Genomic DNA, 14,190 nt, shown 5'->3' on the forward strand with positions numbered 1-14,190 from the left:
GATCTTCGCCAAGGAAGAACTGGCGTTCTTCCAGACGGGCAGGCAGTTTCAGGTCGGCCATGTACTCCGGCCAGGCCTGGCGGATGTGCTGCGTGAGTTTGCCGAAGGTATCAACCGGGAACGACTGCAGCTGCTGTCCCTGCTCCGGACGGTCATGGGCCACGGCGATGCCGGTGGACGCAGCCGTCAGGGACCAGTTGTTTTTCACCCGCTCACGCTCCTCCCCGTCGACAACCCAGGTGTCCCGGGAGTTCAGGGTCAGCGTCACCACATCGCCCGCCTTATGGTCCTTAACGAGCTTACGCAGATCCTGTCCCCAGTATGTGTGGCTGCCCCCCCGGTTCTGCAGTTCGATAAAGAAGCTGTTGCCACGCTGCTCCTTGTTCTCATACATGGCTTCACCGAAATTCATCAGTACGGCCGTGACGCTCTCTCCGGGCGACAATGCCGCCGGCGCAGGCTCTTCGGGCATATCCGGTACCTTAATGCTGTTTGCGTCAGTTGAAGGAGCCGGACCCTCGCCGGGGGCTGGCGGTACCGGGGCGGCCTGTTCTGTTGCTGCCGGTGAGGTATTGCCCGGCGCAGTCGGCTTCGGTGGTAACGGTACCTGGGGTTGCGGCCCGCCGGAGGTCTTCTCCTGTGTGGCCTGGTCTGCCGTCGTCTGCGGGGGAGATTCCGGGGTATGGCGGTTCAGATCCGGGGTGGGTTGATGCGTGACCACGGCGTCCTGCGTGGTGCACAACTGTTTACGCATCTCTTCGAGCTGTTCGCGCTGGGCCGGAATTTTCATGCGGATATCGAGGTCATGCTCGATGATGAGCCGCATGGCTTTTTCCTTAAACTCTGGGCTGCCGGTCAGTTCAATCACGCCGCCGTAAAATTTTGCAGCGACGGCCAGGGCGGCCAGCACCTTACGGTCGTCCTGACCTGCTCCGTTGCACATCTCCAGGCGGTTACCGAGGTCGCGGAACGCATCCTCGCCATCAAGCCGGTACAGCCGGCTGTTGTCACGCAGTTCTTCCCACGTCAGGGCCTTGATTATCTTCTCAAGATCTTCTTTCTGCGGTACATCAGGACGGCGGGGCCCCCAGACAATGCCGTCAGCCTCTTCTGCATGGGCCGCCGTTTCGGCTGTGGCCTCTGTCCGTTCAGCAGCCGGAGTGCCCGCCTGTTCCTGTGCCTCCCCGGCTGCTGGGCGGGTCGGCTCCGGTTTTTCCTTCCCGAATGTACTCATGTCAATAAAGGGGGGCTCCGGCTCCCTGGTGTCCCCGGCGGTCATGGACAGCGCACTGAGATCGATGACCGGAACGGCGTCATCCATCACCTGCGGCACCTCCACCTCCTGTTCGTCCGCTGCATCAGACACCGACGGTGCCCGCAACGATGCCGGTGGGGTGTCACCGGGATCTTCCCGGGAGAGCCCGGATACGACAGCCTGTTCGGTGCTGCTCTCCTGACCAGGCATCACGGGCTCAGACGCAGCAGGGGAGGATGCCGCAACAGATTCATCCATCCGGATCTCCCCTGTAAGGTCACGCAGGGTTTTTTCAGCGTATGTGGCGATATCGATATCGTGGCCCTGAGCCTGCAGGTCACGCCCGGTCTGTTCAAACATGGCCAGCAGACCAGCACGGTATGCTGGGTCGGTTTCCGCGTTCTGTACCAGGGTGGTTGCGTCGAGATCTGAACGGATGAAACGGGCAAGATCGTCGGCGGCCTGTTGTCCCTGTTCCGTCAGAAGAGCCGGACTGGCCGTATCGGTTTCACCTGCAGTCGCGACTGCTGCCGGCTGTGCATTGTTATCCGACACTGCAGATGGCTGCGCGGAGTCCGGGGGCAGTGAGCGTTCTGCGGTCTCTTCCGTTTGTCCGGTACCTGCCTGAATCTCAGCTGTGGGCTGTGGTACCTGCGGCTGCGCCTCTGAGGCAAGTGGCCCCTGTACAGCCGTCTGCGCGGGCGCCGGTTCCTGCTGAAGCGTGGTCGGCAGTTGTGTGGCGTGCTCAGCATCTGCCTGCGCTTCCGATGTAAGGGCGCGCAGGGCGGTTTCAGCAAAGGCCGTGGCGTCAACACGCTGGCCGTTGCTAAACTGCAGGTCACCGGCATCCTGTGCCAGGGCTGACAGAAGCCCCTCCCGGTAGGCCGGGTCGGAACCGGCGTTCTGCACCAGAGTGGCTGCATCCAGTTCACCGGCGCTGTAACGGGCAAAATCGCCCTCTGCCTGACGGCGCGTGGTGTTCTCCGCGTTCGCCTGCACTTCCGTCGCCATGGCGCGCAGGGCGTTTTCGGCAAAGGCGGCGGCGTCAACACGCTGGCCGTTAAGCTGCAGGTCACCGGCATCCTGCGCCAGCGCCGACAGAAGCCCCTCCCGGTAGGCCGGGTCGGCACCGGCGTTCTGTACCAGGGTGGCGGCATCAAGCTCCTGATTGCTGTAGCGGGTAAAATCGCTCTCCGCCTGATGGCGAGTAGTGAGATCCGAAACAGTCTGCGCAAATACCGTCAGGGCGCGGAAACTTTCTTCAGCAAAGGCGGTGGCGTCAACTCTCTGGCCGTTGAACTGCATATCTCCGGCATCCTGTGACATGGCTGACAGGAGTCCAGCTTTGTAGGCGGGGTCTGCTTCAGCCTTGCGTACGAGCGTGGCAGGATCCAGTTCACTTTTCTTTAAGAGGGCATAATCCTGTGTAGCCTGTTGTTCCAGCCCTGTGACGGAGGGCGGCGCCACGTCCGGTATGGCGGGTTGTGGCAGGGCGTCATTTGCTGGTGTCGGCGCGAGGCCTGTATTTTCTTCTTTTTCCATGGTGGTTTCCTGAACAGAGGGGAGTCCGACACCGGCGCGGATAAGCGCCTCACGTATCCCGGGAGAGTCACTGAAAGGCGTGGTCACGCCCATTGCGATAAGGTGAACGTTGATCTCCTGATGGAACGCCTCTCTGCCCCGGCTGACATCGAGATCGTTAAAATCAGTGAGCTTCTGGTCGAGTTCGGCAAGCGTAAAAACCGGCACGAGGATCTGGCCATTCGTCAGTTCCGCAGCCTTCGTGGCACTGAGAATGCCCTTGTTTTCCGGCTCACCTGTCTGCGGGTTCCGGAGGTGATGATCGTTATCCGCGCAGAAGATGAAACGACTGTCAGGCCAGACGGCACGGGCATTCCGGGCGACGGCAATCATGTTGCCGGCATCAATGGTCATCAGCACCGGCAGGCCGGTGGCTTCATGCACGGAGGCCGCTGTGGAATACCCTTCGGCAAACAGCAGTGGCTGGCCATTAACCGGTGTGCCGAAGGCAAACCAGTTACCGGTTTTCTCACTGTCCTTCAGGATGCGGGCATCCTTGCCGCCGGTTTCAGGGATTCGCTGGTAGGATCTGATTTGCCCCTGCGCATTGCTGAACGGGACAACCAGTTCACCTCTGGGGGTGATGCGCACCCCTTCTGCGGCCTGGACTCCCTTGCGGGTAAGGTAGGGACTCGCGGTGGCCTGCGGGAGACGGGAGACATAGCGTTCGGCATAGGCGGCCTGACGGTTATATTGCTGTTCCAGCTCACGGGTATTGTCCTCGCGGGTCTGCTGCGCTTGTGCGCGCAGATGAAGTCGGGCCAGGGGATCCATTTCATTTCCGCCCGAATATACCCACTGTGTAGGCTTCTCATCAGATGTGCGGTAATTTCGGTACCAGCCTGCCGGACGACCGTCAAGGAAGGCCTTGTAAACTCCGCTTTTAGCGCCCTTTTTGTCATCACGGGTCGGGACGCGTTGACGGGTACCGTCCATGACGGGAGGACCTTTCAGTACGAGACCTGCTTCTTCCAGTTTCTGTGCGAATTCTGTCACTGGATCGTCTGCGTTCATGGACAACGTATGTGGGCGGGGCAGCCAGCGTTCCAGTCGATCGAGTTCCACGCCGGGACGGGCATACCACAGTTTATGTTCTTTATCCCAGACGATGGCCTGTTGTCCGTTTTCGAGTCTGGGATGGGCCTGTACTGCGGCGTCCTTTTCTTCAACAGGTACGGCAAGCCATGTTCTGTGATGGTTAATCATGGTCACACTCCGTAAAAATGGGCAGGGAAAGACAGGCCAGCGACGACAGAGAGAGTCTGTCCGGCGGAAGAGTCAGGGAGATACTCTGGGTCTCTGGGGCGGGGCCTGATCAGGGATTGTGGGAGGTAGTACGTACTGTTACATGTCCATTGGTCTGCGTATCTCTGGGGGGCTCATGACTAACCTCGGTTTATGTGCCTGGCGCCAGGAGGCGCTGGTAAATACGAAAATCACGTTTGTTGTAGCAGACGCACAACACGTCCATGTCAGTGCCGGTTTCTGCCAGAAAGTCGATGATCGTGTTGACAGCAATCCTGGCCGCGCGCTCGTGCGGATAAAAGTAATGCCCGGTACTGATGCAGGGAAAGGCGATACGTTGTAGTGCATTTTTATGGGCAAGCATCAGGGCCTGGTAGTAGGCCTTTGCAAGCAACTTATCCTGATGACGGGCCCTCAGCCCGAACAGCCAGTGGGGGCCGACTGTATGAATCACATAACGGCAGGGGAGATGGCCCGCAGGGGTAAGAACGGCATCCCCCGTTCGGATACGACCGTGTTGCCTGATATATGTCCGGCAGGCTGTCAATAACACAGGGCCAGCGGCCCTGTGTATCGCCCCCCCCTACGCCCCCTCCACGATGAAGATGTGTGCTGGCGGCATTAACAATCGCATCAACGTTGAAGCGGGTGATGTCACCCTGAGTGACGGTAAGCATCGTTTATTCCTTCGTATCGGGGGACGCCTGGGGGAGTGGCGGAAGTTTCCTGGCGGGGCGACCATCTTCCGTAAACGCATCCCGGACAATAAAACGGCAGGATTTGTTGCGAGTTAGCTCCGCATTGCAGGCTACATATTTATTCGCCACCGCAAATTTATAAAACTGATCTGAATATGCCTCATACTGTGCGGCTATGCAGGCAAACCAGGGCGCCGTGTCGGGGACTTTTTCCTGCAAGGAGGTACGAGACGTAAGGTAGGCGCACGCATCTTTCGCAGAAAACATGGCCGCCCGTATCATCCTGTCATGGGCCGTGTACTCGCTGTTCCATGGGAGAATAAAGTTGTATTTATCAACCAGCGGTGAGGCCATGCAGACCAGAAAACCGAGAGCGAAACCAGAAATCAATACCAGACTGCAAGACAGTCGGCGCTTGAGGGGTTGCATAATGCTTCCTTTATCAGTCCGAACGGATGGGGAATTACAGCCCTGTCCAGTCCCGTGGGGTTTCAGTGAAATGCCGGTACCACCAGGGGCGGCCCGAGGCGGTTTTACCGCGGAAGGTGCTGACAATGCGCCGGAGGATGGTTCGGACACCCCAGCCGAAAAAATTCAGCCCCATAAAAAACACCAGGATCCCGCTGCAGATGTAAAACGTGACCCATTCGGGCCAGCGGAACCAGGCGAGGTAAATCAGCAGAAAGGGCAGTGGAATGCCAGCCACGCTGACAGGCGGGGTGGCGTAGCGCCAGAATCCGTCTTTTTTCATGCGGTCAGTTCTCCGGCAGGCAGGTAACGCGCCGCTTCGTCACGAGCCACATCACCACAGTAATACAGCGCGCGAACCTGGTCGACGATGCGGCGTTTTTCCATGAGCAAAACGCCATCGAGGTGGCTTGCCCACTGTTCGTGGGACAGGTCATGCAGTTTGCTGCGCAGGGCATCGTCAAACACAATGTACTCACGCAGGGCGCGCCGTTTTCCGTCGGTGGTGCGGACCAGTACCTGATTCACAATAAACCGCATGATACCCAGTACCGCCCAGGCCATCGCATCGCGGATCTGCGGGTGAAACAGCCCCAGCAGGCGGGGGATCGATTCACCGGGCGAGCGGGTATGCATGGTACCGATACAGAGGTGCCCGGTTTCACCTGCCTGTACGGCGGCTTCTGCGGTTTCGGTATCCCTGATTTCCCCGATCCCAATCAGCTCCGGATTACGGCGAACGGCAGAACGCAGTCCTTCGGCAAAGCTGGCCACATCGCGGCCTATCTGCGCCTGATGGGGTGGCAGCAGGTCATCCGTCCGGCCAAGGATGTATTCAACCGGATCTTCGTAGGTCACGATTTTGCGATCCGGCTGCGTGTTCTGGCAGTAACGGTACAGTGCGGCCTGCAGGGTGGATTTACCGGAGCCGGTCTGGCCACAGATGAACCCGAGTCCGCTGTCCGGCAGCATGGCGGCGGCCAGATCCGGCTCAATTCCCATGCTGAGGAAATCGGGGATGGCGTGGGGGATCACCCGCAGTGAAACGGACAAGGCCCGGTCCTCGCGGGCGGAGGTGCCCTGGATTGAATGGGTGCGCAGGCGTACCCGCTCTCCGCGACCCAGACCGTAGCGACCGTGCATGTCACCGTCAATCTGAATGGCGCGGTCAGCCGGTATGCCGCCCTGAACCCGGGGACGGATTTCCCGGCCCAGCAGATCGTCCAGCATATTGCCGAGCAGGGTATTAGGTAGCACGCTTTGAGAACAGCGTACGCGGCGGCCGTAGCGGCTGACCGAGACCGGCGATCCGCCTACCAGATCCACATCGCTGACGCTGTGTTTTGCGCACCAGGCGAAGAAGGTCCTGAACTCGTCAGCGCTGAACGCGCCGCTGAACGGGAAAAGCCCGAACTCATCGGGTAAGGCCAGTTGACTCATCGTGGGCTCCTTTGGGTTGTGTTGTGACGGAAGGACGCCACCGTGACTTCTGCAGTTCAAACGCGGCATGGGTTTTGAGACGGCGGACGCGGTCGCCGGTGATCATCTTCTGACCGGTGCCGGTGACGGTCTGCATCTGCTCCGCGACTTCAGGACGGGTGATCATGCCCTGGCGCCAGAGCAGGGCATACAGCATCATGCCCCGGTAATCGCGGGTAAGGCGGTTCATGTTGGCTTCCAGCGTCATGTCCGCATTTTCCCGCCCCTCCTTCCAGCCCTGGCGGAGGGCCGTTTCCCAGACGTCGCGCTGGGCGCTGTCCTCAGGCACCACCCGGCCTTCGGTTCCGGGTGTGGCCGTGGTGGCCAGCCCTTTCAGCAGCCAGTCCCGCCAGCCCGGTGGGTTACTGACAAAGCGCTCAGGACGAATGATGCTCCAGACCCGGGAAGAGGTGCGTATCTGGTCTGGCGTGATATGCGCCACATCCTGCGCCTCATCGACCACCGGTGGCAGCCAGCCTTCCGGGCTAATTAGCGGGCGAAAGTCAAACAGGGCGGTGAGGGTGGAGTCGCGCGCCATCAGCGCCTGAGTCAGCTCCCATGAGCGTTGTGCCTTACCACCCCGGAAGCCCAGTGTTTTGCCGGCTTCCGTCAGCATCTGCCAGCGTGTGTCGGAAATCCCGCCGTGATGCTTCTCCTGTGGATGCAGCCAGGTATTAAGATCCGGCGGGGCCGCGGATAAGTCGGGCTGTGCGGGCGGAGGTGTTCCGGCGCATCCGGTCAGCAGGACGGCAGGGAGAATGACAGCGAGGAGGATCTTCATTTTCTTCCGGACTCCGGTTGCATAAAACTGACCTGCAGCAGGCCAGGGTACTGATGAAGCGTGGCGCGCCAGGCGGTCTGGGACTCAATCAGGCGCAGGACATTAGTGAACGTCATGCCGCGCACATGCAGCGTGACGGGCAGCGGGAGCCGGACGCCGCTGTAGTTAAACGTCAGTCCGCGTACGCGGGCCAGCTCAGCCAGCAGTTCGATCGCATCGCCTTCCCAGTCGAAGGACAGCGCATCGCTGTTCGCGCGGATGAGTTGTGTGGCGGAGGGCTGCAGGGTGGTGGATGAATAAATACCTTTATCCCACATCCGGTACTGCGCATGCCGGGTGACGGCAACATCGGATGCGGCACCGTAGCGGTCAGGGGCGGCGGATGCAGGAGCCGGACGAGAAAAGGACTGGCAGCCGGCGAGCAGAACGCCGGCCAGCATGACTGCAGGAATAAACTGTTTCATCGGGAATTACCTTGCCGGGGCGGGGAGCCGGCAGAACGTTGACGGGGAACTGTATCAGGCTGGTCTGTTCAGGTGACATGGCGGTATCCGCCTGTCACATCACTGTTTTTCTGCGCGTTGTGCGTTGTGGGTCAGGGTAACGGTTGTCATCACTGGGGGCGGTGACGATGAGCCAGGTCTATGGCTGGCGAACAGAAATGGCTTTCATTGCTCTTCTCCTGCATTACCCTGTACAAGCTCAAGTAATTCGAAATGCTCCGGACGCATACAGGTTATGTGTACCTGAACGCCGCAGCATTCACACGGATTGCTGATGAAGGTAAGACCATTACGACTTTTGTATCCCACACGAATTTTCCCTGTGGTCCCGGCAGGTAATGTTGCCAGGCTATTTCTGGTTTCGTGTATCAACTTCACGGTCGCGCCGTTCCAGTCGCACAGGCGTTTGGGTGGATTTTTCATTCCGCCTCTCCAGAGTTCCTGTCCGTGTAATCGATTAACTCATGCTGATGTTCTGGCACGTTATCCGTGTCCGAAATGCTCTGCAGGTGACGCAGGGCGGCCTCCAGTGACGGGAACGACTGTGTTTCGGCACGGTGCATATAGCGGTCCGTGCCAATGCCGTACTGGCCGGTATGGGTGTTGAACACGAAACTGCGTGAACAGTCTTGTGCCGGCACGTTGTAGATCATCATGGTTTTCTCACCACGGCTGTCTGCATGCAGGTACGGCATGACAAATTCCACCATGCGGACAGTCTGCATGAGTTCTGCCTGCGTGCTGGTTTCAAAACAAATCGCGAACACGGCCTGGCGGGTCTCAAGATTGTGGTAGCCGGTTGTACGAAGCCCGGGTACGGTGCTTACCCATTTGTCCCGGTATGTCTGCAGTGCATGTGTGGGCTCGTAAGCACTGAAAATAGCATGCCAGTTGGGGGCGTCGCCCCAGCTGGCAATGAGGTGTTCATCACGTTCATTTTCCAGCGCTGCCAGCAGGTCTTCTGCTTCCTCGAGATTACGCTCTGCACGCTGTACGGAACGTTTACGGCGGGTGATCACCTTTTGCATTTCGGCGATACGCCGGAAGATATCATCAACCTGGTGCATGGCGACTCCTTACGTCAGGAAATAACGGGGCATGTCACTCATGCCCCGGATGCCTCAGAAAGTGAAGGACAGTTGTGCCACGGCACCGTAAGTACGATCGGTACCGGCAATGCCGGTCAGATCGAGATGAACCACGTCGAACGGGGAGATGCCGATACCGGCCGTGAAGGCGCTGCCGTCAGAGGAGGCCATGTTCTGGCGGTAACCTGCGCGCAGCTGTGCCCAGCTCCAGGCATTGATTTCACCCCCGATGCTGGCGAACTGGCGTTTTTTGTCGTCAGTGAAGCCGCTGGCCTCGGTCAGATCCACGTCAACCGCGCCAGTGAAGAAGCCGTTGGTCCATGACGTACCGGCAGTGACCTGCGGACGTACTTTGAAAGTGGCTTTTTCTCCATTCACTTCCTTACTGTCGATGCTGCGCGGGATCAGGTTCTGCGCGACCAGGCCCACGTTCCAGTTCTCGGTCAGGTCAGCGGCCAGACCGAGGTCGGCGTTGAAGCCGTTTTTGGTGTTGCGGTACTGATCACCGTCAAAGTCGCTGCTGTCGTAGTCCTTCACGGCAACGTTGTAGTTGAAGAGGTCAACGCGCTGGTACTTCGGCGTGAAGCCAACGGACCAGGTGTGGCCTAAGGATTCAAACTCACGCGCCAGGGCGATACCGACGTCGGTGATGACCGCGGCACGGCCGTAGGCTTTTGAGGTGAGGTTGTCCTTGTCGGCCGTTGCGCCGGCAGCGACCTGGTCGAGGTAATCAAGGTCGTGCTGAGAGACTTTGCCGTCTACGGTCGCCGTTCCCCATGCTTTCACGAACAGGGCGGCCGGCAGGGTGTCGTTCGGCAGCGTGGCCACGGCAGAGACACCGGCCTGCGCATTCGCATGAGTATCTTTGAACTTGCTCAGCTGGCGTTTCAGCTCAGCGGCCTGTGCTGAGGAGTCACCGGTGTTCAGGCTGTCGTCGAAACGGTCCCATGCATCCTTAACGTCATCCGCACCGTCTTCCAGATGATCCGGGTCAGAGACCTGGGCACCGACGGACGGCAGGATAAGGGCGAAGTCATCATTTGCCTTTGCTTTAGTCAGCAGGGCCGGGTTCGCCAGCGCGGCGGCGCTGTAATGGGATGAGGCTACCCCGGTACCGCCCATCGCATCGTTACGGGCTTCAAAATAACTGGTTGCTGCGGTCGCGTTAAATGCCATCAGTACGGCAGTGGCAATAAGGCTTTTTGCTGTCATCTTTTTATTCATCTGGTTATTTCCTGTTTTCCAGTTTGTATCATTCAGGCAAAGCAATACCCGGTGCGTATGCATCAGATAAATTTTTCTGCCATGTGTGTTTCGTGAATTCAGGTATTCACTGACTTATTTAAAATAAATGCAGGTAACGTCGTTCCCTGTTCAAGTGCAGTGGCTGCACGCTCACCGAGCGTGATAAACCTTATACTCGCTGTGTCCTTCAGGGAAGTCTTAAGGCTGGTTACCCAGTCTCTTTGGTCGCTATTTAAACACTGTGGTGTGATGGACAATACCGGGTGATAAATAACATTGCCGGACGTTTCTTTTTTCTTAATTAAAATACCTGTTCTTTTTTCATATTCATTATCGGGCGAATTTACGTTAGTCCAGAATATGATTTTAATATTGTTATTCTCGTCGGATGGAATTATTCGTTTCCTGAATTCCTCCTCGCTCTGAGGCCACCTGTGGATCGGCAGGCTGGTATCAACAGGGCAATCGCTTCGCCCGAAAAGCCAGTCCTGCGAGACATAAAACCATCTGGCCAGTGTCTCAAGCAGAGGAGGCGTCAGGTAGTCCATCGTCCGCTCCCGGTCCCGCAGAATACTCAGGCGCAGGTTCCACGGGGAGAGCAACTGCGCGACATCTGGCGGGCTCAGGCCGTGGGACTTCAGCAGGTATTCAAAACGGTCAGCAATACTTTCTGCCGTATGGCTGAAGGGGAAGTAAATCTCCCTCAGCGTGCTCTCAAGAATCAGGTTTATCACCTCTGACGCCGAAATTCCGAGTTTTTCCGAAATCAGGTCAACCAGAGCTTTGGTACCGGGCCGGAATCTTAACGTTGTCGGCGATAAAAGTTTTTTACTGCTATTCTCACTCAGCAGCGCGGCAATTTTCTCTTTCTCAAAACCCGGAAGCGCCAGTAATGAGGCGAAGATGCCCGTAAGGCTGTTTGTCATCAGTCCTCCCTTGTCGCGCTTTTTCTCTTTTTGCTCCGTGATTTAGAGCATAAGGACTTCCTGCGCGTATGTATAATGAGTTATTTCGATCTGTCAGATCGAATACGTTCGTGTATTCGCTCCGAATCGCTTTTGGGTTTGCTTCTTCCTCCAGTTCCCGGCGGGCCAATGACAATCAGGTAACCCCGGTCCTGCGGGGTAATCCAGCGCCATTCGTTAAACAGTGTCTGCAGGCGTATACCCCAGTGCTCTGTCCGTGAGATACGAACACGCTTTTTACGCCAGCGGCGTTCCGGAAAAGCAGCCAGACATTTTTCCATGCTGCGCAGGTGAACCGGGCGCATGAGGTGTGAACGGAAATAAAGAGGCTCGCGGAAACCGCGCAGAGCGTTCTCCAGTGCGGCCAGATAACACTGATGGAAGCGTACCGCCTGAATACGGCTGAGCCTGCCCACCGGGTCATAAGAGGTCAGGTGCATGGTTCGCCAGTGCTTTCCTTTGTGTGTTGTTTCGACGGTGTAAAATCCCCGACCAGTACGGCGGGAAAACCTCGACAGGATTAAAGTTCCCGGGCGCAACAGCGCTAACAACAGCGAAAATGCTGCTGTGAAAATTAGTAGTCCGGTCATCAGATATTTCCAGTTATGTGGTGTGTTAACGGGTGAGGCCCAGTGCCATCGTGGGGTTAAGCGGGCAAATCATGATCCTGTCCCGGGTTTCTGCCGGCAGTTCGCCCGGTGCCGGTACCCTGTCGCCTTTCTGTGCTGCGATGGCCAGCGTACGCAGAAGAAGTTCGCTGGCGCGGCTTAAGGCGGTTTCGCGGGTCGGACCGGACGCGGTCAGCCCTTCAAAATCACAGAGGTGCACGCAGATACCATCTTCCTGTCCCTGTTGCTCTTCTATCCTTGCGGGATAGGGGACGAAATAAGGGGCGATTTTTTGCGTCTGACGACGCCGGGCATCGAGCTTGCTGACCAGTTGCCAGGCGCGCAGGTGGGTATAGCGTTTCAGCATATTCATGGAACGGTGACCGGAAATGGCCGCCACTTCCATGACGTTCAGTGTGCCGAGTTCAAAGAAGCGGCTGATGGCTTCGTGACGCAGGTCGTGAAAATGTAGATCAACAATTTTCAGTTCCTTAATGGCAGTCCGCCATGCGCTTTTAAACCCGGATGACGTATAGCTGAATATTCTGCCGTTGAGCTGCGCAGGCAGTGACTGCAGTAGATTACGTGCGCGACGGGAAAGAGGGACATCACGTGATGAACCATTTTTGGTTTCGGGCAGGTGTGCAATACCGTGCTGTAAATCGAGATGCTCACGGCAGAGCCCCAGAATCTCACCCTGTCGCATGGCCGTTTCCAGCGCCAGGTGAAAAATGATGTAAACCTCCGGATTTCGTTCCCGGAAGTATCGGGAAAGACGGCGCTCTTCTGATGACGTCAGTCGGCGATCGCGCCCGGAGGAGACCTTTGGTTTACGTACAAGCGTGACCGGGTTAGTCCGGCATGTTCCCCATTCAACGCGGGCGATATTGAACAGGGAGGAGAGCAGGGCCATTTCAAGACGGACAGTATTCCCCGAAACAGGTTTACCCGATCGGGTGGTGGCCTGCGTCAACCGGTGGTCGCGATATGCCGCAATATCAACAGTAGTGATCTCATCCATAAATTTATCAGCAAGTGGATGCCGCTTTATCACCTGTGTCCGGTAGAACTCCTGCTGATGGCCTTTTTTATGAACCGAAACGGTTTCGTAATATTTATCAAGTGCACGACTCAACGTTAATTTTCGAATACGAACAACTGACGACATACCAACAATCCCTAAAAGCTGGTAAACGTACAGAATTAATCAGCAGTCCTCAACATATCTGTCAATCCGGTCGCTGGGTTTCGATACAAACAAAGTTTTCGATCCAGTCCTTTAACATAGGAAAAAATACCGCTGATAAGGATATTGGAGTTCATGCATATTGCACATGGACTAACCTCAACGGCTCACCACTTGGTGGTTTTCAAAAAGTCTATGCTGATAGTTCTAACCGCTGGTATGTAACCAATACTCGATGGGGTGATTACGAGTCTGGGTCGAATATCACGGTGACTTGTTTAAATCTACCAGGGGCTGGAATTTGACTGTCAATCCGGTCGCTGGAAATCGGCTGGATCGGGCAATGGGGAATACTCTTCGGTTGGTACATTTAAAGGGCAATACGCAGGAATTAATTCAACCGGGAGTCCTTTTAAACTTTATGCCATAGGTGGTAAACCTCCAGGGCGAAAAATTAATGATGGTAACGCAGATGATTGCGCCAACACCTTTGCTCTTGCCGCATCAGTGGACGGAATAAATGTTGCCAAGTCTGTCAACGCGAACTCGAACTGGAGCAAATCGGGAACCATTGTGTTTGATGTTCCCGTTAATGCCTCATTCAGTATAACGTCCGACAATATGCGTAATTATGGATGTGATTACGGTAGTTTTGTGGTTGTTCGTTATCAATAATAATCCTGTCAATCCGGTCGCTGGCAGTCACCAGGAGGAAAACCAAGGCTGACTCAGTACAGCTATACCAACTACAACAGCACGCATAACTACTATGCGATCGGTACCCACGATTTTTGCACATCACAATACGGTAACGAAAATGACCGTGATGACAGCTGGCGTGGCGTTGAACGGCTGTCAGATGGATCATGGAGAATCAATGTCAAAGACGGCAGTGAAACAGCCATGTGCCTTGACTGGTGAGCGTCTATTGGATGGTTAGCTTAAAGGGCAGCAATAAACGTCGACATGTTCGTCATCAAGACCCTTAGGCCAGAGCATAAAGCGACTACCTGTCTGCACATAACCTGTCGGACATAATGCTGTTTTATAAAATTGACGCTGCCCTGGATCTACCCAAGCATCAGGAG

The 14,190-nt window shown here is 56.6% G+C and carries 11 protein-coding genes and 2 pseudogenes; all 13 read right to left on the bottom strand.

The annotated features are described in order from the left end of the window. Positions 1–763: 763 nt before the first annotated feature. Positions 764–4,042: pseudogene (locus QQZ17_RS26325) on the bottom strand (LPD7 domain-containing protein); the annotation flags it as partial. Positions 4,043–4,232: 190 nt separating this feature from the next. After that, positions 4,233–4,758: pseudogene (locus QQZ17_RS13855) on the bottom strand (macro domain-containing protein). A 3-nt stretch (positions 4,759–4,761) separates the two neighbouring features. Continuing rightward, complete coding sequence (locus QQZ17_RS13860; protein ID WP_048242192.1) at positions 4,762–5,208, bottom strand: hypothetical protein; 447 nt, start codon at positions 5,206–5,208, stop codon at positions 4,762–4,764. A 34-nt stretch (positions 5,209–5,242) separates the two neighbouring features. Further along, entirely contained in the window at positions 5,243–5,530 is a 288-nt protein-coding gene (gene icmT, locus QQZ17_RS13865; RefSeq protein ID WP_048242190.1) for an IcmT/TraK family protein, read from the bottom strand. After that, positions 5,527–6,678: a plasmid transfer ATPase TraJ gene (traJ, locus tag QQZ17_RS13870; protein ID WP_152400182.1), complete on the bottom strand. Its 1,152-nt coding sequence runs from the start codon at positions 6,676–6,678 to the stop codon at positions 5,527–5,529. The genes icmT and traJ overlap by 4 nt, the downstream gene beginning before the upstream one ends. Then, a complete protein-coding gene (locus tag QQZ17_RS13875) occupies positions 6,662–7,507 on the bottom strand; it encodes a type IV secretory system conjugative DNA transfer family protein (RefSeq protein ID WP_152400116.1) in 846 nt (281 codons plus the stop codon). Before QQZ17_RS13875 ends, traJ begins: the two co-directional genes overlap by 17 nt. Then, positions 7,504–7,971: a DotD/TraH family lipoprotein gene (locus QQZ17_RS13880; protein WP_152400118.1), complete on the bottom strand. Its 468-nt coding sequence runs from the start codon at positions 7,969–7,971 to the stop codon at positions 7,504–7,506. Before QQZ17_RS13880 ends, QQZ17_RS13875 begins: the two co-directional genes overlap by 4 nt. A 204-nt stretch (positions 7,972–8,175) precedes the next feature. After that, positions 8,176–8,433: a hypothetical protein gene (locus QQZ17_RS13885; RefSeq protein WP_152400120.1), complete on the bottom strand. Its 258-nt coding sequence runs from the start codon at positions 8,431–8,433 to the stop codon at positions 8,176–8,178. Continuing rightward, positions 8,430–9,077, bottom strand: a complete 648-nt coding sequence (locus tag QQZ17_RS13890; RefSeq protein ID WP_152400123.1) for a hypothetical protein — start codon at positions 9,075–9,077, stop codon at positions 8,430–8,432. Before QQZ17_RS13890 ends, QQZ17_RS13885 begins: the two co-directional genes overlap by 4 nt. A 54-nt stretch (positions 9,078–9,131) precedes the next feature. Next, on the bottom strand, positions 9,132–10,322 hold the full coding sequence (locus QQZ17_RS13895) for a conjugal transfer protein TraF (RefSeq protein WP_152400125.1): 1,191 nt from the start codon (positions 10,320–10,322) through the stop codon (positions 9,132–9,134). Between the two features lie 98 nt (positions 10,323–10,420). Next, complete coding sequence (locus QQZ17_RS13900; protein WP_152400127.1) at positions 10,421–11,269, bottom strand: hypothetical protein; 849 nt, start codon at positions 11,267–11,269, stop codon at positions 10,421–10,423. Between the two features lie 80 nt (positions 11,270–11,349). Next, positions 11,350–11,898 carry a hypothetical protein gene (locus tag QQZ17_RS13905; RefSeq protein WP_152400129.1) on the bottom strand — a complete coding sequence of 183 codons (549 nt, stop codon included), beginning with the start codon at positions 11,896–11,898 and terminating at the stop codon, positions 11,350–11,352. Between the two features lie 25 nt (positions 11,899–11,923). Beyond that, positions 11,924–13,084, bottom strand: a complete 1,161-nt coding sequence (locus QQZ17_RS13910) for a tyrosine-type recombinase/integrase (protein ID WP_152400131.1) — start codon at positions 13,082–13,084, stop codon at positions 11,924–11,926. Positions 13,085–14,190: the final 1,106 nt, after the last annotated feature.

This window comes from Citrobacter sp. T1.2D-1 (assembly GCF_950098555.1).
Taxonomy (GTDB): Bacteria; Pseudomonadota; Gammaproteobacteria; order Enterobacterales; family Enterobacteriaceae; genus Citrobacter_A; species Citrobacter_A telavivensis.